The sequence below is a fragment of the Mycoplana rhizolycopersici genome (assembly GCF_013378445.1).
GTDB classification, from domain to species: Bacteria; Pseudomonadota; Alphaproteobacteria; order Rhizobiales; family Rhizobiaceae; genus Mycoplana; species Mycoplana rhizolycopersici.
Window position 1 is genome coordinate 37,467 of the sequence record NZ_JABXYK010000012.1, and the last position, 21,824, is coordinate 59,290.

The 21,824-nt window shown below is 63.7% G+C and carries 17 protein-coding genes; 11 read left to right on the forward strand and 6 right to left on the reverse strand.

The window, feature by feature from the left end:
* Positions 1–26 precede the first annotated feature (26 nt).
* From HV823_RS18525 to HV823_RS18535, 3 genes are all read right to left on the reverse strand, one after another.
* Entirely contained in the window at positions 27–1,097 is a 1,071-nt protein-coding gene (locus HV823_RS18525) for an extracellular solute-binding protein (protein WP_176951225.1), read from the reverse strand.
* 32 nt (positions 1,098–1,129) lie between these two features.
* Positions 1,130–1,780: a helix-turn-helix domain-containing protein gene (locus HV823_RS18530; protein ID WP_425487678.1), complete on the reverse strand. Its 651-nt coding sequence runs from the start codon at positions 1,778–1,780 to the stop codon at positions 1,130–1,132.
* A 93-nt stretch (positions 1,781–1,873) separates the two neighbouring features.
* Positions 1,874–2,566: a response regulator gene (locus tag HV823_RS18535; protein ID WP_176951227.1), complete on the reverse strand. Its 693-nt coding sequence runs from the start codon at positions 2,564–2,566 to the stop codon at positions 1,874–1,876.
* A 268-nt stretch (positions 2,567–2,834) separates the two neighbouring features.
* Here HV823_RS18535 and HV823_RS18540 point away from each other — a divergent pair, with 268 nt between their 5' ends.
* The 3 genes from HV823_RS18540 (at position 2,835) to HV823_RS18550 (ending at position 7,439) form a co-directional block, all read left to right on the forward strand.
* Entirely contained in the window at positions 2,835–6,326 is a 3,492-nt protein-coding gene (locus HV823_RS18540; protein WP_176951228.1) for a PAS domain S-box protein, read from the forward strand.
* A complete protein-coding gene (locus HV823_RS18545) occupies positions 6,326–7,045 on the forward strand; it encodes a response regulator (RefSeq protein ID WP_176951229.1) in 720 nt (239 codons plus the stop codon). Before HV823_RS18540 ends, HV823_RS18545 begins: the two co-directional genes overlap by 1 nt.
* A 97-nt stretch (positions 7,046–7,142) precedes the next feature.
* Positions 7,143–7,439 (forward strand): DUF1127 domain-containing protein, encoded by a 297-nt coding sequence (locus HV823_RS18550; RefSeq protein ID WP_176951230.1) that lies wholly within the window; start codon positions 7,143–7,145, stop codon positions 7,437–7,439.
* 95 nt (positions 7,440–7,534) lie between these two features.
* Here the strand turns inward: HV823_RS18550 and HV823_RS18555 are convergent, their stop codons facing one another.
* Positions 7,535–9,832, reverse strand: a complete 2,298-nt coding sequence (locus HV823_RS18555) for an FdhF/YdeP family oxidoreductase (protein WP_176951231.1) — start codon at positions 9,830–9,832, stop codon at positions 7,535–7,537.
* Between the two features lie 93 nt (positions 9,833–9,925).
* Positions 9,926–11,902, reverse strand: a complete 1,977-nt coding sequence (locus HV823_RS18560; RefSeq protein WP_176951232.1) for a PAS domain-containing sensor histidine kinase — start codon at positions 11,900–11,902, stop codon at positions 9,926–9,928.
* Between the two features lie 255 nt (positions 11,903–12,157).
* Between HV823_RS18560 and HV823_RS18565 the strand changes: the two genes are divergently transcribed.
* From HV823_RS18565 to HV823_RS27085, 3 genes are all read left to right on the forward strand, one after another.
* On the forward strand, positions 12,158–13,072 hold the full coding sequence (locus tag HV823_RS18565) for a helix-turn-helix transcriptional regulator (RefSeq protein WP_176951233.1): 915 nt from the start codon (positions 12,158–12,160) through the stop codon (positions 13,070–13,072).
* A gap of 87 nt (positions 13,073–13,159) precedes the next feature.
* Positions 13,160–14,008 (forward strand): helix-turn-helix domain-containing protein, encoded by an 849-nt coding sequence (locus HV823_RS18570; RefSeq protein ID WP_176951234.1) that lies wholly within the window; start codon positions 13,160–13,162, stop codon positions 14,006–14,008.
* Positions 14,009–14,191: 183 nt separating this feature from the next.
* A complete protein-coding gene (locus HV823_RS27085) occupies positions 14,192–15,865 on the forward strand; it encodes a calcium-binding protein (protein ID WP_176951235.1) in 1,674 nt (557 codons plus the stop codon).
* A gap of 45 nt (positions 15,866–15,910) precedes the next feature.
* Here HV823_RS27085 and HV823_RS27090 read toward each other — a convergent pair whose 3' ends face one another.
* The gene (locus HV823_RS27090; RefSeq protein WP_176951236.1) at positions 15,911–16,819 is read right to left on the reverse strand and encodes a helix-turn-helix domain-containing protein; all 909 of its coding nucleotides are present in this window, start codon (positions 16,817–16,819) and stop codon (positions 15,911–15,913) included.
* Positions 16,820–17,117: 298 nt separating this feature from the next.
* On the opposite strand from HV823_RS27090, the gene HV823_RS18585 reads away from it, so the two are divergent.
* From HV823_RS18585 to HV823_RS18605, 5 genes are all read left to right on the forward strand, one after another.
* A complete protein-coding gene (locus HV823_RS18585) occupies positions 17,118–17,774 on the forward strand; it encodes a hydrolase (protein ID WP_176951237.1) in 657 nt (218 codons plus the stop codon).
* A gap of 74 nt (positions 17,775–17,848) precedes the next feature.
* Complete coding sequence (locus HV823_RS18590) at positions 17,849–18,136, forward strand: XapX domain-containing protein (protein ID WP_176951238.1); 288 nt, start codon at positions 17,849–17,851, stop codon at positions 18,134–18,136.
* Positions 18,136–20,118, forward strand: a complete 1,983-nt coding sequence (locus tag HV823_RS18595; protein ID WP_176951239.1) for an amidohydrolase — start codon at positions 18,136–18,138, stop codon at positions 20,116–20,118. The genes HV823_RS18590 and HV823_RS18595 overlap by 1 nt, the downstream gene beginning before the upstream one ends.
* Positions 20,119–20,129: 11 nt before the next feature.
* Positions 20,130–20,570 carry a DoxX family protein gene (locus tag HV823_RS18600; protein WP_176951240.1) on the forward strand — a complete coding sequence of 147 codons (441 nt, stop codon included), beginning with the start codon at positions 20,130–20,132 and terminating at the stop codon, positions 20,568–20,570.
* Between the two features lie 123 nt (positions 20,571–20,693).
* A complete protein-coding gene (locus HV823_RS18605; protein ID WP_176951241.1) occupies positions 20,694–21,683 on the forward strand; it encodes an alpha/beta fold hydrolase in 990 nt (329 codons plus the stop codon).
* The last annotated feature ends 141 nt before the right edge of the window (positions 21,684–21,824 follow it).

The window sequence follows — 21,824 nt, forward strand, 5'->3', positions numbered from 1 at the left end:
ATCTTGCTTTCAGTTGCGGCGACCGATCAGTTCCCGGAGAGGAGAGCCGACCATTTCTCGCTGGCGAGATCGAAGTTCTTCACCCAGAACGGGATGTTCTGCTGGAAGCCCTGCTTGATCCGCTCGGGCGTGTTGGTGAGGAAGGCGGCCGTCGCGTCGTCCACCTTCGGCTTGGAGTCGAGGTTGATCGGCGTATAGGAGGTCTTCTCCGTCAGGATCTCCTGCGCGGCCTTGCCGAGGTAGGCATTGATCAGGGCATAGGAGGCGTCCGGATCCTTGACGCCGACCGGAATCGTCATCTGATCCATCACCACCAGCCAGTCCTGCCATACCGGCGTGTACTGGGCGCCGTTCTTCACCGCCGTCATGGCGCGGCCGGTCCACATCATGACCATGTCGGCTTCGCCGGATTCTGCCAGCTGCTGCGATTCCGCGCCGGTCTTCCAGTAGATGGTGTCGGGACCGAGGGCGCGGATCTTCTCGATGCCCTTCTCGATATCGTCGGCCGTCATCGCCTTGACGTCGCCGCCGGCTGCGATGAAGCCCTGTTCGATAAGGCCGCCGACGGGATCGCCGCTGCCGTCGATGGCGCGTACGCCCGGAAACTTCTCGGTGTCGAAGAAATCCTTCCAGCTGGTCGGCGGGTTATCCTTGTAGGTCTCGTTCTTGTACATCAGCACGACACCGTAGTTCATGGCCGGCACCGAGCATTCGCCCACCTGGCCTTCGGGGATCTTCGAGATGTCGAGCTTGGAGAAGTCGAGCTTCTGGAACAGCGTGCCGCAATGGACGTAGGGTGGCAGGTCGGCGGTATCGACGACATCCCAGCTGACGTTGCCGGATTCGACCTGGGCCTGCAGCTTGGCCGTCTCAGTCGGGCCGTCGTTGAGAAGCGTAACACCCGATTTCTGGACGAAATCCTGAAGGGCGGCGACCTGGCCGTCCTGGTAGATGCCGCCATAGGAGACGAAGGTCAGCGTCTTGCCCTTCAGCGAACCTTCGGCAACTTCACCGGCGACAGGCTTGTCCTGTGCCAGCGCGGGAACGGAAACGGCGCATGCCATCATGATGGCGAGGCCGAAATTGATCGTTTTCATGCTCAAGTCTCCCAGTTATGCCCGCCATTTTACTACCCCGGTAGCGAGCTTTTCCGGGGCTGGTACTGATCAAGCTCTGCCGCCACGCTGGTGGGCGGAGCGATGATCCAGACGACTTCCGCCACCTCGTTCCCAACATTCACCGTCTTGTGCGGTATTGACGTCGGATACTCGATGCAGTCGCCTGCAAACAGTTCATGCCGCTCGTCGCCGAGCGTCAGTTCCACATGTCCCCTGATGACAAAAAACATTTCATGCGTATCGCCATGGCTGTAGGGCCGTTCGCCCGTCGAGCCGCCGATGTCGAACTCGCCGATATAGACTTCCACGTCGCGGATCGGCCGCCGCGACAGAAGCATCTTGCGATATCCCTCAGCTTCCGGCAGCGCGGGCCGGTCGGCCTTGCGGAGCACCTGGCGCACCGGTGCCTCGCTCTCGTCGAACAGGTCCGAAATGCCGATGCCGAGCGCGCTGGCCATGCGCATCATCGTGCTGGTATTCGCCCCGCTCAGGCCGCGTTCGAACTGGCTGATGAAGCTGGCCGTCGTCCCGGTCGCCTCGCCGAGCGCGCGAAGCGACATGCGCCGCGCCGTGCGAAAGGCCTTGACTTTCCCGCCGACGGAGATCTCCTTTTTGCAGCTGACGTCGTCGATGTCGCCTACTCCCGATGCCTCACTTAACACGGTATTAAGTGACTTGAAGTTTGGCAAGAGGCGTTTTCAATTCGCCGGAAAATTATGACGCACGGCGTCTTGCCGCGTTGAGGAGCGTCGTTGTCAACGACTGAGGGCGCCCTTGTAGATGTAGCCGTTGCCGCGCGCGGTCTCGATCAGGTCCGCGTCCGCTCCATTGTCTTCCAGCTTGCGCCGAAGCCTGGCGATCCGGGTGTCGATGCTGCGGTCAGTGGGGTCGGAACCGTGCGCCGGCGCGAGCTTCAGGATCTCGTCGCGGCTCAGAAGCTTGCCGGGATTGGTGGCGAAGGCGGCGACGAGGTCGATCTCGGTCGGGAATAGGCCGACGTCACTGCCGCCGGCCGTCAGGAGGCGCCAGCTGCGAAGGTCGAGCGTGAAGGAGCCGAACGGCACGGTCTTGTCGCCTCGCGCCCGCCGTCGGCGCAGGACGGCCTCGATCCTGGCCTTCAGCTCGGCGATCGAGAAGGGCTTGACGACGTAGTCGTCGGCGCCGATCTCAAGGCCGACGATCCGATCGATGACGTCGTCAGCCGCGGTCAGCATGATGATGCCGATGCCGATGCCGCCTTGCGCCTGCAGTCGCCTGGCGATGCTGAGGCCGTCCTCTCCCGGCAGGCTGACGTCGAGGAGCACGAGTTCGGGCGTGCGGCCGGCGAGGTGCGTTGCCAACTCGCGGGCATCGCCGGCAAGACGAATGTCGTGGCCCGCCATGGAAAGACTGTCGGCCAGCATGTCCCGCAATGCCTGGTCGTCATCGACGATGATCAGGTCCGCCATTATTCTTCACCAGAGTTACCGGCAGCTCGACTTTGCATGCCAGCGTCTTTGGCGGAGAATGTAAAGCATTGCTGAAGATGTTCCTTGCAGAAAGCACACTTTCGGCCGCTGTTTTTTGAAATTTCGGATCGTAGTTGGCTGTTTTTCTCGCCATGCCTCTGATTTCACTTTGCCAGCCGCGACATTTCGATGAAACAATGCGCGTTGATCGTTATCCAGAGGGGCGGCTTTCCGACACGAATCGCCCGGAAGGGAGCTGCTGACGAACATGGCTCAACGGGTGTCCGGTTTCGGTCCTTCCTCCTGGCTGCTGCTGGCCTGTTCCCTGCCGCTTTTCGCCCTGATCGTCGGCCTCGCTGGCGACCATTTCGATCGCCAGCGCTCCGCCCTGCTCTCGGAGCTTGAAACACTTGTCGGCGAGCAGCAGCACGCGCTGGAGACGATGCTGGCCGAGGCGAGCCGCGAGCTGTCGCGCATGCGGCTGACAATGGAGGACCGGCTGGGCGATCCCGGTGCAAGTCCGGTCGGCGCGCTTTCCGGGCAGATCCGCAAGAGTTCGGCAACGGTGGATGGCAGGGTGGTCGAAGGGCTGGAATGGGCCTCGCCGGCGGCGGGGACGGAGGGAGGCAATCTCGTCGCGGTGCCGGACCTGCTGGACAATCCGGATACTGCGACCGACACGGTGCAGGCGGGGCTCGAGCTTCTTTCGACGCTTTCGCTGGAGCGGCGGCTCGGTTCGAGTTCGCATTGGAGCTACTTTATCTCGGCTGCCGGCGACTTCGCCGTCTTTCTTCCGGGAGCGTCCCTGCAAGCGTTGCTGGATGCGACGCCGGGGCTGCGCGCGGATACCGCCGGATTCCTGCGGAACTGGCTTGCATACGATGTCTTCCAGCGGGGGGTGCCCGGACGCAATCCGCACCGTAGCGCTTATTGGACGAGCATCTATGCGGAGGCGGGCGGGGCGGGCCGCATGATCAGCCATGCTGCCCCCATCTATGAGGGTGATAGCTTTCGCGGCATTGTCGGCACGGATATACTGCTGTCTGTGTTCGACGGTATTCTCCGGCACATGGAGCAGCCGATCGGGATGCTTGCCATTCTCGACCAGAACGGCGAGATCATCGGCCTCAATGGCGTTGCGTTCGGTGGGGATCCGCAGTTGATGCGCGAGCATGTCGCAGCACTCGCCATCCCCGAGGGGCAGAGGCCGAATTTCTCGCTCGTCGGCGACAACTGGCTGCTCACGCGGTCACTGGAAGGATCTCCGTTTCGGCTCGCCTATGTCGTTCCCGCCGCCGACATGCGTGCACACCTGGCGCCGCAAATGGTGTCCTACGGCCTGATCCTTCTCGGTCTTGCCGGCGCGCTGGCGATGACGCTCTTCTTTCTCCACCGTGCCTTCATCGGGCCCAGCATCAAGCTTGCCCGTTACGTTGCCGATCATATGGCGGGCGGCACGTGCGAACGGCCGAGGGTCCCCGAGACATGGCGCGAGCATTTCGACGCGATCGCGATCGCTTTCACCAACAGCCGCAAGTATCGCGCGCGGCTGGAGGAGAGCGAGGCGCGACTGCTGGCGGCGACCTCCAGCCTCGTGGACGGCTTTGCCATCTTCGACGGCGACGGCCGCCCTGTCGTCGTCAACAGGGCCTTCACCGAGCTTCTGCAGGAAACCGACGCGGCGGGCATATCTGCATGCCTGTCGGCGCTGATCGGACGACACGGCGACAAGGAGGCGGAGCCGGTGCTCTTCAAAGGGCAGTGGATCACCGGTCGCCGGCACGGGATGCCCATGGGCGGCGAAGTGGTGCTGCTGCGCGACGTCACCGCCGCCAAGCAGGCGGAAATCCGGCTGCGCGAGAGCGAGGAGCGCTATCGCACCGTGGTCGATACGCAGACGGAATTCGTCGCCCGCTATACGCCCGACGGAACCACGACCTTCGTCAACGACGCCTATTGCCGATACATGGGCACGTCGAAGGAGCGGCTTCTCAAGCGGGAAAGCAGCGACTTCGATCTCATCATCCCCGAGGATCGCGGCAGGCACCGGGAACATGTCCTGTCGCTCACGCCGGAGCATCCTTCGAGCACCATCGTCTTCCGAAGCCTGGCGCCGACCGGTGGTTCCATTAGGTGGGAGGAATGGACCGATACGGGCATTTTCGACGAGGCGGGCAATCTGGTGGAAATGCAGTCCATCGGCCGCGACATCACCGAGCGAAAGCTGGCCGAAGAGGGGCTGCGGGCAAGCGAGGCCCGCATGGCCGCCTTCATGAAACATGCGCCCGTCGCCATTCTGTCGAAGGACCGAAACGGCCGGTTCACCATGGCCAATCCGGAGACGGTCAAGCGGCTGAAGCACAGCGAAGCGGAGCTGATCGGGCGCACGACCGCGGAAATCATTCCAGTCGCCGAGGCGGAAATGATGGATCGCTCCGTCAGGGAGGTCCTTGTGACTGGCGAGGTCCAGGTGGAGGAGCAATACCATCCCTCGCTTGCTCCCTTTCTGCACAGCCTGTTCATCCGCTTCCCGCTGAGGGCGCAGGACGGCGGCGTGGAGGGGGTCGGGGTCTTCGTCGTCGACCAGACGCCACAGAAGCTGGCGGAGGAAGAACTGGACCGGCAGAAGGAGGCCCTGCATCAGAACGAAAAGCTGGCAGCACTCGGCTCGCTCCTCGCAGGCGTCGCCCATGAACTGAACAACCCGCTCTCGATCGTGGTCGGCTATGCCGGCATGCTTCACGAGCTGGCAGCCGACGAGCCGACGAAGCGACGGACGAAGGAGGTCCAGCTTGCCGCGGAGCGTTGCGCGCGCATCGTGCGCACCTTCCTCGCCATGGCCCGCTCCAAGCCGGTGGAGAAGCGGTGCGTCGATATCGAGAAGGTCCTCGACGACGTGACGGAGCTTGCCGCCTACGGGCTGCGCAGCAACGGTATCGTCATCGAGCGCGAGCGCTTCCGGCCGGCGCTGCCGCCGGTGCTGGCCGATGCCGACCAGTTGCATCAGGTGTTCATGAACGTTCTCCTGAATGCGCAGCAGGCGATGATGGATCAGGACGGCCCACGCCGGCTGTTGCTGAAAACGGATGTGGCCGGCAACGAAATCGTTATCGACCTGCGCGACAGCGGTCCCGGCATCGACGAGACCGTCCGCCAGCGGGCTTTCGAACCCTTCTTCACGACCAAACCGCAGGGCGTCGGCACCGGTATCGGCCTCTCGGTGTGCCTCGGCATCGTCAAGGCCCATGGCGGGGCGATGTCGCTCGAACCCGCGGACGGGGGCGGCACGCTGTGCCGGGTGTCGCTGCCCAGGACCGAGATGACGCCGCACACGGCCAACGCGACCGAAGCCGGGGCGTTCCGCCTGTCCGGGCGCATATTGGTGGTCGACGACGAGCCGGCGATTGCCCACTACATTTCCGAGGCGCTTTCCGCCGAAGGGGTCGATGTAACCGTGGCGCCCGACGGTCCGGCGGCGCGACGGGCGATCCTGACCGGGGCATTCGATGCGATACTGACGGACCTTCGCATGCCCGACATGAGCGGCGAGCGCCTTTTGGCCTTCGTCGGTGAACACCGCTCGTCGCTTGCCGGGCGCGTGCTCATCATGACCGGGGATGCCTTGTCTGCGGACGTCAATCTTGGTGCTGCCGGCATCACCATCGTGGAAAAGCCGATCGATCTGCCGACGTTGCGCGAGGCCCTGCGCCCGCTGATGTCGGCCACTGACAATATTCCTCCAGCCACGCGGGTCTCGTGATGTCGTTAGCGGTTGCCTCCCCACTGCCGGAAATCTTCGTGGTCGACGACGAGCCCGGGCTGCGCGGCATGATCGAGGACTACCTGTCCCTGCAGGGGTTTGCGGTGAGCGCTGCGGAAAGCGGGGTGGCGCTGGACCGGCTCCTGGCGGCGCGGCGGCCGGCGGCGATCGTTCTCGACGTCAACATGCCCGGCGAGGACGGCCTGTCGATCGTGCGGCGCCTGCGCGGGCGAGCGGAACGCATGGGGATCGTGATGCTGACGGCCAATGCGGACGAGACGAGCAAGGTTGCCGGGCTGAGCTACGGGGCGGACGACTATATCGTCAAGCCCTTCGAACTGCGGGAACTGCTGGCACGGCTGCGCAGCGTCCTGCGGCGATTGCCGGCGCCTGCGCCGCCGTCGATCCGTCAGCCGGTCGGGCTTGCCTTCGGCGCGTTTCGACTGGATCCGGACGGGCGGCGGCTGTTCGATGGCGCCGGGGTGGAAATCGTCATCAGTTCCATGGAATTCGACCTGCTCGAGACCTTTGCGCGGCATCCGCGGCAGGTGCTGTCGCGCGACCGCCTGTGCGAACTGGCGCATGGCCGGCCGCTCGGGGAGGCCGACCGAAGCGTCGACATCCGCATCGCCCGCCTGCGCCGTAAGCTCGCAGAAGCGGCCGGGCACGCCCCGCTTCTGCGCACGGTACGCGGCGAGGGCTATGTCTTCGATCCCTGACGCGCCGTTGCAACAAAACGCCTGCCGAACGACAACCGCTTGAAACGCCTTTCATCGATAAGTCCCCGCAATCGACAACGGTTTGGGGAGACACGACATGTTTAACTTTTTCGCTTTCATCGAGGATGCGGTCACTACCCTGCGCCACGAGCGTCATCGGGAGCGCGAGTTGAGGGCACTTTCGCGTCTCGACGACTGGCGGCTGCGCGACATCGGCATCGGCCGCGACGAGGTGAGCAGGATGCTGCGTCAGACGAATGCGACCGGCGCGATGCTCTTGGTGCTGCTGTCGACGCTCGTTCCGGCCAAGTCGCGCCGCGTGCAGACCGCAGTCTCCCTGGCGCTGCTGTCGGGCGTATTCGTGTTCGTTTCCGGCTGCGCGGCCCATGCGTAGCGCTATGTGAAGGCGTTGCGTGATCCGTAATTTGTCGGCCGGCTGGACTGGCGATGCGCTGCCAGACCTACGCTTTGCGGTAAGTACGATACGCCTCATGCAAGGCCGGATCGCACGACCTTCACGGGGACGCCCTTGTAGGCCGGCGTGCCCGATGCCGGATCATAGTCGCTGAGCGCAACCACGGTGTTCATCTCCGGATAGTAGCCGGCAATCGATCCTCTCGGAATGTCGTAGGCCACGGCCGTGTAGCCGCTGACGGTGCGGGGGGCGCCATCCGATGCGACGAGGGAGCTGACGTCGATCAGGTCGCCTTCCGACAGGCCTCGCGCCGCAAGGTCGTGCCGGTTCATGAAAACGACGTCCCTGCGCCCGAAGACGCCGCGGTAACGGTCGTTGAGGCCGTAGACCGTCGTGTTGTACTGGTCGTGGCTGCGCAACGTCGTGAGCACGAGGGCGTCCGGGTCGCCCTGTCGCGGATCTTCGTCCAGCCCCGGGGCAAGCAGGAAGACCGCCTTGCCGGACGGCGTCTTCCAGCGCCGGTCCGAAGCGGCGACGTCAAGGCGAAAGCCACCGGGCACGCGGATGCGTTTGTTGAAGTCGTTGAAGTCGGGGAAGACGACTTCGATCTTTTCCCGGATGCGGTCATAGTCGGCAATCAGGACGTCCCAGTCGATGCCGTGACGGTCGCCGAGCGTCGCCTTGGCGATGCCGGCGATGATCGCCGGCTCCGATCTCAGCATCTCGCTTGGGGGGTTGAGAAAGCCCCTGGAGGCATGCACCATCGACATCGAATCCTCGACCGTCACCGACTGCGGGCCCGAGGCCTGCGTATCGAGGTCGGTGCGGCCGAAGCACGGCAGCACGATCGAGACCTTCGCGGTCAGAAGGTGCGACCGGTTGAGCTTGGTGGCGATGTGGACGGCCAAGTCGAGCTTGCGCATGCCCGCGAAGATCGCGCCCGGATCTGGCATCGCAACGGCGAGGTTGCCGCCGAGACAGACGAGCGCCCTGGACCTTCCGTCGATGATGGCTTCGGCCGTCTCGACGGCATTGTGGCCCTTGGTGATCGAGGGGCGGAAACCGAAGGCGCGCTCGATGCCGTCCGCAAGCGACGGCCCGGGAATCTCGGTGATGCCGACGGTGCGGTTGCCCTGGACGTTTGAATGGCCGCGCAGGGGGCAGATGCCGGCGCCGGTCCGGCCGATATTGCCTCGGAGCATCAGGAAGTTGGCGATCTGCTGCACGTTGGCGGTGCCGTGGCGATGCTGGGTGATGCCCATGCCATAGCAGAGGATCACGTTCTCCGCGTTGATGTAGACATCGGCGGCACTCTCCAGTGCTTCATAGGTCAGGCCGGAGACGGCGAGAATCCGGTCCCATGGCGCTTGCTCCATGTCCTTGCGGAACGCCTCGAACCCTTGCGTGTGCTCTTCGATGAAGGCCCGGTCGATGATGCCGTGCCGGCCGGCAGCAAGCGCTGCCGCATCCTTTTCGAGGACGATCTTCATGATGCCTTTCAATGCCGCGAGATCGCCGCCGGCCCGGACCTGATGGTAGGCCGAGGCGATGGGCGTCGATGACAGCGTGGCCATTTCGACCGGGTTCTGCGGGGCTGCAAACTTTTCCAGCGCGCGTTCCTTCAGCGGATTGAAGACGATGATGGGAACGCCGCGTCGGGACGCATTGTGCAGCGTCGTCATCATGCGGGGGTGGTTGGTGCCGGGATTGTGGCCGAAGCTGAAGATCGCATCGGCGGAATCGAAATCCTCCAGCGTCACGGTGCCTTTGCCGACGCCGATGGACTGCGGCAGCCCGACGCTGGTTGCCTCGTGACACATGTTGGAACAGTCGGGGAAGTTGTTGGTGCCGAAGGCGCGCACGAACAGCTGGTAGAGGAACGCGGCCTCGTTTGACGCGCGGCCGGAAGTATAGAACTCGGCCTCGTTCGGGCTTTCCAGCTTGCCCAGCTCTGCCCCGATGATCGCAAACGCATCCTCCCAGGAAATCGGCAGGTAACGATCGCTGTCATGGTCGAAGATCATCGGATGTGTCAGGCGTCCCTGGTCTTCCAGTTGATGGTCGGTCCAGTGCCAGAGCGAGCTGACGGTGTTCTCCGCAAAGAATTCGGGCAGCACACGCTTGGCCGTCGATTCCCATGTGATCGCCTTCGCGCCGTTCTCGCAGAATTCGAAGGAGGAGGTGTGCTTCGGGTCGGGCCAGGCGCAGCCGGGGCAGTCGAACCCCTCCGGCTGGTTGGCCTTGAGAAGCGTGGCTGTTCCCTGGGCCACGATCTGCTGATGTGCCAGGGTGCTGGCGACCGCCTTCAACGCCCCCCAGCCACCGGCCGGCGCGTCATACTGTTCGATGCCTTCGGGACGCTTGTTTGTCATCTCTCTCACTCCATCGCCATTTCGGGCAGGATCGCAAGCAGAGGGCAGGCATTCAATCATACCCGGGTTTGCCGGGGCAAACCCGGGTATAGTTCAGACCGAGGGCGCTGCCGCGTGAACGGGACCTTCCGCCGCGGGATAATAGATGCCGCCGGGAATACGGATCTCCACCACCGCACCCTTCCTGTCGCCCCGGTTGGAGAGCGAAATCGTGCCGCCATGGGCGGTGACGATCGAGCGGCACATGGCAAGGCCCAGTCCCATGCCGTTGGGTTTCGTCGTGTTGAAGGCCTTGAACAGCGCTTCCCCGGTCTCGGCATCGATTCCGCTGCCGGTGTCGGCAAAGCCGATCAGCAGGCCCTCGTCGTCGACCTGCGTGCGGATCGTCAGCTTGCGTTCCGGCGACCCCGCCATTTCCATCGCCTGCATGGCATTGGTGATGACGTTCAGGAACGTCTGCTGCAGCAGCACCCGGTCTGCCTGGATCAGCGCGGGTCCGGCGCGCAGATCCACCTCGAGGTCGACGTCGTGGGCTGCAAGTTCCTTGCGCTTGAGGCTGATTGCCTCGAAAACCGCGGCATCGACCGCCACTTCGCCCGTGTCCGGCTTGGCCTTGCCCAGCAGCATCCGCACACGCTTGACGACCTCGGAGGCGTGCTCCGTCGAGACGATCGCCTCGTTGAGCGCCAGGCGGGCTTCCTCCAGATCGGGCTGGTCGCGCTTGAGCCAGCGTTGCGCCGCCTGGACGAAGGCCATGATGGCGGCCAGCGGCTGGTTGACCTCGTGGGCGATCGAGGCCGAGATCTCGCCGATCATCGCCGCCCGTGACGCACTCTCGAGTTCCCGCCGCGAAGTTTCCAGTGCTTCCTGGAAGTCGAGCCGCTCGGTGATGTCGATGACGCTGGCCTGAATCCGGTCCAGCGGCGTGCCGTCCGGCGGGAAGCTGAGCATGACGATGACGGGGATGATGCGGCCCGAGCGGTTGACGACGGTGGTTTCGGCCTGAAACGTCGGATGCCCCTCGTCGATCGCAACGAGGCATTGCGCAAAGGTCGTGTCGCTGTCCGGCAGGAACTCATCGAGACGGGAAAAGAAATCCTGCTTGCGCTCGATATCCATCAGTTTCAGGGCGGTCTCGTTGACGTCGGTGACGCGGACAAGCCTTCGCATCCGCCTCACGAATTCCGGGTGCTCGGCGAGGTATTTGCGGACGTCGGTAACGCCGCGTGCGCGCAGGGCCGACAGTTCAGCCTTGACGTCCCGCAGGTCGTGCTCCCAGACCGCCACCGCCAGCGTTTCGAAGATCGTGCGGTACCTGTGCTCACTGGCCTTCAAGGCCGCTTCGGACGCCTTCCTCTCGGAGATGTCTATCGCCGTTTCCAGCACGGTCTCGATGCCGCGGCTGGTGTTGCGCTCGAGTTGCCAGCGCGTGAAGATGTCGACGGTGCGGCCGCTCTTTGTGCGAACGACGAGTTCGCCCTGCCAGCTGCCATTGGCAAGGAGCGAAAATTCCGCCTCGTTGCGCGAGATGGGGAAGGTTGCGGGAAGCAATTGGTCGGCATCCCTGCCGATCGCTTCCTTCTCCGACCAGCCATAGAGCGCTTCCGCGCCGCGGTTCCAGTAAATGACCTTTCCGGCAGCATCCCTGAGAAAGATCGCATCGCTGGTCAATTCGAGCAGGCGCGCCTGGCCCTTCAGGGCGATGAGATCGTTGCGGCGGCGAAGAAGCAGTGCTGTCGTCACGAGGTTGGCCGACAAGCTGAACAGAAGACGCAGCAGCGCCTGGGTGTCGGAATGAAAGCCGTGAACGGCGATGAAGCTGATGACCGTCAGCAGGATGCAAACGGCGGAGCAAAACCTGATCGCGCGCCTGTCGCCGACGTCGCCGGCAATGACGATGACCAGCACGTAGAGCACTGCCACAGCGCTGCCGAGCGAGGTGAAACTGTCGATGGCGAAAATGACTGTGGCCAGCGCAATGGCCGCAGCCGTGCGGTACCGGTGGGCGCCCCAGCCCGAGCCGACGAAGCCGATCCTGTCCCGTGTGCGATCAACGACCTGCTGATCCATCCGATCACCTCTTCATGCATCCCGGGTCTCGATCTCGGGCATTGGGTCTGGATACTGGTCCAACCGGCTCCGCCCATCTTGTACGATGGGAGCCTGTTTTGCACGATATGGACACGAACTTGCGCGGATGGCCGCAGTTCGGGTCCTTGCGACCCCCTGATGCGTTGCCAGCCCGAAATCGTCGAACTATGTTCGCGTCAACAAAGTCGGATCGGTGATCTGCAAGCAAGGCGCCGGCCGGGAGAAGCGGAAGCGTTGACCTCATTCCTGCACGATACCGCACGTCACGGGCCGTATTTCGGCTTTGCCGAAGCGCCGCGTTGCGTGACCGCCCCGATCGGGAAGGCCCGCTTCTCGGTCAGCCGCCTGCATTGCGAGGTCGCGCCGGGCGAGGCGAGGGTACTGACCATCCCCCCCCAGGACGCCTATTTCGTGATGTTGTACCTCGAAGACGTGGCGCATTGCGACGTCCTGCATGACGGCTCGTCCACCGGAACGAGGCGCTATCCTCAAGGCTCGATCTGTCTCGTGCATCTCGCGGATGGGGCCGTCATCCGTCTCTCCAGCACTCTGGATTCGCTGGGTTTCATTGTTCCAAAGGCGCTGTTCGAGGAGCTCGACCAGATCGCGCCCGGTACGAGCGACGGCAGGCTCGAATGCCGGCGCGGCGAGAGCGACGCGGTGATCGCAAATCTGGGAACCGCCTTTCTCGCCATGTTCGACAGGGGGCAAGCGCCACTGCCGGTGACGTTCAAGCACATGGCCATCGCGCTTTGCGGGCATCTCCTGCACCGCTATGGCGCAGGCCGGACGTCACGCGATGGAACATTCGCCGCTTCTCTGTCGGCGGGGCAGGAAGTCGCTGCGAAGACGTATATCGCCAGAAACCTGAGCCGTTCGGCCATCCCGGTGTCGGCCATTGCAGCGGCGGCCGGGCTGCCGGCCAGTTGCTTTGCGCAGAGCTTCCAGAAGGCGGTCGGGTGCACGCTCGCGCAATGGGTGAACGGATCGCGGGTGGCGCGCGCGAAAGAGCTTCTTGCGCAGCGCACGCTGTCGCTGAAGACGATTGCCGGCGAATGCGGTTTTTCCGACCAGGCGCAGTTCAACAGGGTTTTTGCCAAAGCGACGGGCATGCCGCCGGCCGTCTGGCGGATGACGCGGCTGCAATAGCAGCCGTATCCCGCTATGATCCGATCGCAGCGTGACGCCCGGACGGGCCCTGGCGGCACAGGTTTCGAAATTCGACAAGGGCATGAAATGCCGGACTCACTATCCAGATCGAGCATCACGGTTTCCGGAATCGAGATCACGCGTCTGCGCTACGGCGGCGACGATCTCGCGCCGATGCCTGCGTCTGCCCGGCAGGAGGCCTTCAGCGCCATCATCCAGCTCGCCGACTTCAGGCGGCACCGGCTGTGGCGGGAGGGGGTGCTTGTCCATGACGGCGGGCACGAGCGCGGCGCGCTTGCCGTCACGGACCTGCGGGAAAGCTGGCAATGCCATCACCTCTCTCCGTTCGACAACATCCGCTTCCACCTGCCATTTGCGCAATTGCGTGAATTTGCCGCCGAGGCCGGACGGCTGGAATACTCCGGGCTGGAAAGCGTCGCCGGGAAGAAGGACGGTGTGGTTCTCGGCATAGCGCAGGCATTGCTGCCGGCGCTGGAAAGCCCGCAGGACGCCGGACAGCTGTTTCTGGAGCACATCGGCATGGCTCTGCTGACCCATCTCACGCAGAGATATGGCGGCGTGCATTTCCCGCCGCGCAAGAGGGGAACGCTGGCTTCTTGGCAGGAGAAACGGGCGACGGAGCTGCTTGCCGGCCGGGCGAACAGCCAGATCTCGATCGCCGAACTTGCGCAGGCGTGCGAGCTGTCGCGCAGCTATTTCATCAAGGCCTTCCGCGAGACGTTCGGAAAGACGCCCTACCGGTGGCTGACGGAATATCGCGTCGCGCGCGCCCGCGACCTTTTGAAGTCCGACATGCCGATCGCCGAAGTGGCGGCCGCATGCGGCTTTGCCGACCAGAGCCATCTCACGCGGGTCTTTTCCGAGATGACCGGGGAGACGCCGGGCAACTGGCGGCGCAGGGGGCGTGCCGGCTGACGGTGCGTGGGCTATCCGGCTGGCGGCAGACACCTGGCAGTCCGATCGACTTGCGAAACCGGCAGGATCGAAGCATATGTTTACCATCGCCCGCTAATCTCCGGCGCTCGTTGGAGTGTTTTCCCTTTTCTTCGGCAGACTGGTCTATGGAAGCTGCCATAGACGCCTGCACATGATGAGCAGATGACGAAAAAGATTGTGATCACCGCCAATCGCACGACCGCCGTGTCGGTGCCCGGCAGCGGCACGGAATTGGTGGTCAACGCGAAGGTGACCGTTGATGCGGCCGCGACGGCGCTGATTGCCACCGGCAAGGCGACCGATCGCGCCTTCTACATCAACGGCACACTTGTCTCCGCCTCCGGCTATGCGGTGGAGTTCGGGGCAAAGGGCGTGGACGACAGTGAAAGTCTGTTCGTCATCGGAAAGACGGGCAAGGTCTCCGGCAAGGCCAATGGCATGGACATCCGCAGCGGCGGACTGGAGCTTGTCAATCACGGCACGATCGAGGCGGCGCAGACGACCCTTTCGATTTCGGGCGCTGCGACCAAGCTCGTCAACAACGGCCTTGTCTCATCGTTTGCAGGAAGCGTCTTGAAGGCTCTCGGCAAGAGTGAGATGGTCATCAACAATGGCTCGATGAAGGCGGTTGGCGATGCGCTGATGCTGTCGGGTTCTTCCGCCAGCCTCACCAACAATGGCGAGGTCGTCTCGACCAAAGCGCATGCGGTCGTGTCGTCGGCGTCCTCCGCCGTCCTCACCAATCACGGCACGCTCAAGGGGCACACCGATGCGATCGTCTCGACCGGCAAGGCGGTGACGATCACAAGCGACGGGCTCGTGGCCTCGACGAAGGGGTCGGCGATTATCGCCTCCGGCGCCAAGGCCATCGTGACGAACAACGACGGCACGCTGAAAGCCGCAAAGAATGCCGTCGTGGTGAGCGGCGACGGCTCGAAGGTGACGAACAACGGCTCCATCTCCTCGTCCGCCTATGCCATCTCGGTCGATGCGGACAAGGCGACTGTGACCAACAACAAGACGATCAAGGCTGCGGGCGGCATCGAGATCGATGGCGGTGCCGCGACGGTCAGCAACTACGGCACGATCCATGCGACGAAGGCAAAGACGGCCGCGGTCGATTTCACCGACGCAGCGGCCTCGACCTTCCACAATTACGGCCTCGTCCAGAGCACCGGCACCGCTTTCCTCGGCGGCAGCGGTGTGCAGTCGGTGTTCAACAGCGGAACGATCAAGGGATCAGTGATCCTCGGCGTCGGCAACGACTATTTCGACGGCACCGGCGGCAAGGTGACGGGCAGCGTGCAGGGCGGCAAGGGCAACGACGTCTATGTCATCAGCGACGCCGCAACGAAGCTCGTCGAACGCGCCGGCGAGGGCACCGATCTCGTCAAGTCGAGCGTCAGCCTTGCGCTTGGCGCCAACTTCGAAAACCTGACGCTGACCGGCTCGGCCAACATCAAGGCCACCGGCAACTCGCTGGCCAACCAGTTGCACGGCAATTCCGGCAACAACGTCATCAAGGGCGGCGGCGGCAACGACACGATCTGGGGCCACGGCGGCAACGACATCCTGACCGGGGGAGGGGGCTCCGACCATTTCGTTTTTGCGAGCGGCGACGGCAAGGACACCATCACCGACTTTACGGCAACCGGCTCCAGGCATGACGTGCTGGACCTCTCAAGCCTCGCCAGCATCACGAGCTATGCGGACCTGACGAAGAACCACATGAAGCAGGTGGGCGCGGATGTCCTGATCGATGGGCATAACGGCGACACGATCCTTTTGACGGACGTCAAGATCGCAACGCTGGACAAGGGCGACTTCGTCTTGTGATCAGTAATCCTGTGACCCCCAGCGGTCGCAGGCGATAACCGTCGTCTACGACAGGATCAATCGCCGCCATTCCCCCGGCGTCGCTCCCACCGATCTTGAAAAGCTGCGCGTGAAGTGGCTCTGGCCGGCGAAGCCGCAGGCGGTGGCGATTTCGGCCAGCGATAGCGTCGTCGTCCGCATCAGCACCTTGGAGCGCTCTATGCGCCTTTGCAGCATCCAGCGGTTGGGTGTCATGCCGGCGGTGATCCGAAAGGCCTTGACGAAATAGAGCGGGGTCAGGCCGCACGCGGCTGCGATCGCCGCAAGCGGCAGGTCGCCGTCAAGATTTGCCTCGATCATCGCCGTCGCGCGCTGCAGTTGCCAGGGCGCAAGTCCACCGGCGTGCACGGTTGCGGGCTCCTTCGCCTCGCCGTAGGTGACGGCCACGTGTGCCGCGAGGGCAAGCGCCATGTGGTCGAGAAACAGGCGGCTGGCGGCCTTCGGCTCATCGAGCGCCGGCAGCAGTGCCGCGACCAGCCCCCGCACCGTCGGATCGTCGACATCCGCACCCGGTCTGACGTTCAGCGTCTCGATGCGGCGCGGTCCAATATCCTCCTCCAGCGACGTCAGCGCGGCGCGCGGCAGGTGGAAATTCACGCAGTCGAATTCAGACTTCATGTCCGCCTGCCAGAGGCGGTTGTAGTCGTAGAGCGTGAAATTGCCCTTCCGCGCGAACGGAAAATCCACCTTGCGCCCGTCCACCCAGAGGTCGCCGCGATAGTCGCGCAGCTGCACCGACAACAGGAAGGCGTCCTCGGCGACATGCTGGTCCACAAAGCCGTGGTTGGGCGAATTTCGCGTCAGTCGCGTGGTGGTGACCACGCTCCTGTCGAGCACGGAAGCCTGTAGCGTCGTTGCCTGCCTGACGCGGAGATACTCCATGTACTGGTTGTTGCCGGCAGATCGCCTTTGCATGGGTTCCTTTCCAATAAGACTACCGGCCAGCAGACCCGAATGACGCCGATATCACGGGTGCGATCTGCCTGCCACGTTGCGAGTTCGCAGGGCGAACACCTTCTCGAACCCGAATTCACGCTTAGGTTGGCATGCGTTGTACGGGTTTGAACGCTATGCACGCATTGAAAGGTGATTTGGCCAAGACGGCAGTCGATTTGTCCAAATTGCGAGCGATTTGCGCAAGAGCCGCCTGCGCCGCGTTGCCATTGTTTCATGCGCAATTCGCGTTCCAACTCAAAACAATCGAGGACAAGACATGGCCGTTCAAGCGACGCCGACCCCTGGCTCCAGGCTTCTGACGCCGCGGGACCACACGCTCATCATGATCGACTTCCAGTCGCAGATGTCCTTCGCCACCAAGAATATCGATGCCGTCAACCTGCGCAACAATGCGGCGCTCGTGGCGCATGCCGCGAAGGGTTTCGGCGTCTCGACCATCCTGACCACGGTTGCCGAAAAAAGCTTCTCCGGTCCGATGTTCAGCGAGATCACCGATGCCTTCCCGGGGCAGAAGCTTCTCGACCGCACCTCGATGAACACCTGGGAGGATGCCGGGGTGATCGACGAGATCAACCGGATCGGCAAGGGGCGCATCGTTCTGAGCGGCCTGTGGACCAGCGTGTGCATCGTTGGGCCGGCGCTGTCAGCGATCGATCAGGGGTTTGAGGTCTACGTGCTCGCGGACGCCTGCGGCGATGTGAGCGAGGAGGCCCACAACCGCGCCATGGACCGCATGGTTCAGGCCGGCGCGCAGCCGATGACCTCGCTGCAATACATGCTGGAGCTTCAGCGCGATTGGGCGCGGACAGAGACCTACGACATGACGACAGGGATCGCCAAGCAGTATGGCGGCGCCTACGGGCTTGGCATCATCTACGCGAAGACTATGTTCAACGCTGCCGAAGGGCACTGATCCCGCACCTGACTTTGCCTTCCGACGGTCCCGGGGCTGGCGGAAGGCATCTCTTGAACAGGATGGAGGCTGTCTTGAAGGTCTATCTATTTTCGCTCGGTGCCGGCGTGCTGGTGGGCATCGTCTACAGCCTCTTGAACGTCCGGTCGCCGGCGCCGCCCGTGGTCGCGCTGATCGGGTTGCTCGGCATCCTCGTCGGCGAGCAGATCCTGCCGCTGGCAAGGAGCCTGTGGAGCCGTGAACCGGCGGCGGTTTCCTGGCTCCACCAGGTCAAGCCGCATGTGTTCGGCCACATGCCGAAGGGCGGAAAGCCGCAACAGGTCGAGGGCTCGCCCGACCGACGCCAGGGCAGTACGGTATAATGCCGACGCGCCGGACATTTCTGAGCGCGGCCTCCAGCCTCGCGCTGCCATCCCTTCTTTCGCCGGCGCGCGCCGGCGATCCCGCATCGACCGGAGACGCTTCCATGAAAGCCGACCTCATTTTTCACCATGGTCTGTTCACCACCCTCGACCGGTCCAACCCGACGGCAAGTGCTGTGGCCATCAGGGACGGAAAATTCCTTGCCGTCGGCCACGACCAGGAGATCATGGCGCTGGCTGGCCCGGATACGAAGGTCGTCGACCTGAAGGGGCGGCGGGCGCTGCCCGGGCTGATCGACAACCACACCCACGTCGTGCGCGGCGGACTCAACTTCAACATGGAACTTCGCTGGGACGGCGTGCGTTCGCTCGCGGATGCGCTCGCGATGCTGAAGGACCAGGTTGCACGCACGCCGGCTCCGCAATGGGTCCGGGTCGTCGGCGGTTTCACCGAGCACCAGTTCGCCGAGAAGCGGTTGCCGACGCTGGATGAGATCAATGCGATCGCCCCGGACACGCCGGTCTTCCTGCTGCATCTCTACGATCGCGCGCTCCTGAACGGGGCCGCGCTCAGGGCTGTCGGCTACACGAAGGACACGCCGAATCCGCCCGGCGGCGAGATCCTGCGCGATGAGAACGGCAATCCCAGCGGCCTCCTGCTTGCCAAGCCGAATGCAGGCATCCTCTATTCGACGCTGGCGAAGGGGCCGAAACTGCCCTTCGACTACCAGGTCAATTCCACGCGTCATTTCATGCGCGAACTCAATCGCCTCGGGGTCACCGGCGTCATCGATGCCGGGGGCGGCTTCCAGAACTATCCCGACGACTATGCCGTCATCCAGAAGCTTGCCGACGAGAACCTGATGACCGTCCGGCTGGCCTACAACCTCTTCACCCAGAAGCCCAAGGAAGAGAAGGAAGACTTCCTCAACTGGACTGCTTCGGTGAAATACAAGCAGGGCGACGACTACTTCCGCCATAATGGTGCGGGCGAGATGCTGGTGTTTTCCGCCGCGGACTTCGAGGACTTCCGCCAGCCGCGCCCGGACATGCCGCCGGAAATGGAAGGCGAGCTTGAGGGCGTCGTGCGGATCCTGGCCGAGAACCGCTGGCCGTGGCGCCTGCATGCGACCTATGACGAGACGATCAGCCGTGCGCTCGACGTCTTCGAACGGGTCAACCAGGATATTCCGCTCGAAGGGCTGAACTGGTTCTTCGACCACGCCGAGACGATCTCCGACCAGTCGATCGACCGGATCGCGGCCCTAGGCGGCGGTATCGCCGTGCAGCACCGGATGGCCTATCAGGGGGAATATTTCGTCGAGCGCTATGGTCATGGCGCTGCGGAAGCGACACCGCCGATCGCCAAGATGCTGGACAAGGGCGTCAAGGTTTCTGCCGGCACGGATGCCACGCGCGTCGCCTCCTACAATCCCTGGGTCTCGCTTGCCTGGATGATCACCGGCAAGACGGTCGGCGGCATGCAGATCTATCCGCGCCACAACTGCCTCGACCGCGAGACGGCGCTGCGCATGTGGACCGAAAACGTCACCTGGTTCTCCAACGAGGAGGGCAAGAAGGGCCGCATCGAGAAGGGGCAGTTCGCCGATCTGATCGTTCCGGACAAGGATTTCTTCGCCTGCGCGGAAGATGAGATCTCCTTCCTGACATCGGAGCTGACCGTGGTCGGCGGCAAGGTCGTCTATGGGGCCGGTGATTTCGCCTCGCTGGACGAGAACGCCGTGCCGCCCGCGATGCCCGACTGGTCGCCGGTGCGCGTCTTCGGCGGCTATGCCGCCTGGGGCGACCCGCAGGGAGCGGGCAAGAACTCGCTGCGTCGCGCTGCGATCACCACATGCGGCTGCACCAGCAATTGCGGCATGCACGGACATGACCATGCCAGCGCCTGGACGTCGAAGCTGCCGATCTCGGACCTGAAGGGCTTTTTCGGCGCGCTCGGCTGCTCGTGCTGGGCCGTGTGAGGAGGCGGACGATGACCTCTCTGAACAGCAACCTCGACGCCGGTGCTGCTGGGGAAGGTGGCCGCTTGTGGCGGGGCGCGCATTTTCTGGCACTGCTTGCGCTTTGCGCCGCCTACATCCAGGGGGCGCTGACGAAGATCCTCGATTTTCAAGGCGCGCTGGCCGAAATGACGCATTTCGGCCTTCTGCCGGCGCCGTTGTTTGCCGTGGCGGTCGTCGTCTTCGAGCTTGCAATGTCCGCGCTGATCCTGGTCGGGCGATTTCGCGCCCCGGCCGCGATCGCGCTTTCGTTGTTCACGCTGGCGGCGACCTTTATCGCGCTGCGCTTCTGGGAGCTTCCGCCCGGCATGGAGCGAAACATGGCAACGAATGCCTTCTTCGAGCATGTCGGGCTGGCGGGCGCGTTCGTGCTCGTTGCGCTGCACGAACTGCGCCGCCGCGCCTTTTATTGAAGAGAGCTGCCGGTTGCCCGGCAGGTCTCGCGCAGATTGTTCAAGGACGGGCGAAAACGACAATAACCGGCGTCCGCCTCTGTCTAGGGTGATCGCGATCCGGCAAGCCGGAATGCAATCGAGATGGAGCAATTCGTGACGACCGAGTTTTCGTTTCCGCTTTCCCGGCGGCAAACCCTGATCGCCGGAGCAACGGCTTCGTTCGCAATGGCCGTGCCGGCCTTCGCGGCGGAAAAGAAGCAACTAAACGCACCCAAAGGAGCAGCCCCCATGGCTCAAGAATTCGTCAAGACGAAAGACGGCGTCGAAATCTTCTACAAGGACTGGGGGCCGAAGGATGCCCAGCCGATTGTGTTCCATCATGGCTGGCCGCTATCCGCGGACGATTGGGACGCCCAGATGTTGTTCTTCGTCAACCAGGGCTATCGCGTCGTCGCCCATGACCGGCGCGGCCATGGTCGTTCCGCCCAGGTCAGCGACGGCCACGACATGGATCACTATGCAGCCGATGCTGCGGCGGTCTTCGAGCATCTCGACCTGCGCAACGCCGTTCATATCGGCCACTCGACCGGCGGCGGTGAAGTTGCCCGTTACGTCGCCAAGTTCGGCCAGCCGCAGGGCCGGGTCGCCAAGGCCGTGCTCGTCGCCGCCGTCCCGCCGCTGATGCTGAAGACGGCTTCCAATCCCGAGGGCACGCCGATCGAAGTGTTCGACGGTTTCCGCGAGGCGCTTGCCGCCAATCGCACCCAGTTCTTCCTCGACGTCGCCGCAGGCCCGTTCTACGGCTTCAACCGGCCCGACGCGAAGGTCTCGCAGGGCATCATCCAGAACTGGTGGCGGCAGGGCATGGAAGGCAGCGCCAAGGCGCACTATGACGGCATCAAGGCCTTCTCCGAGACCGACCAGACCGAAGATCTCAAGGCGATCACCGTGCCGACGCTGATCCTGCAGGGCGACGACGACCAGATCGTGCCCTACAAGGACGCCAGCGTCCTGCAGCACAAGCTCATCAAGGGCAGCACGCTCAAGATCTATCCGGGCTTCCCGCACGGCATGCTGACCACCCATGCCGACGTGATCAACCCCGACCTGCTCGCCTTCATCAAGGGCTGATTGCACGGGGCGTACCATTGCGAAAACCGATGCGGCGCGCCGGAAGGCACGCCGCATTCCGTCGTCGGCGAAGCCGGAACGACACGTCAGATACCGGCCCGCCGGTGATGTCAGCAACCGACCTGCCTGTGACCGGAGGGA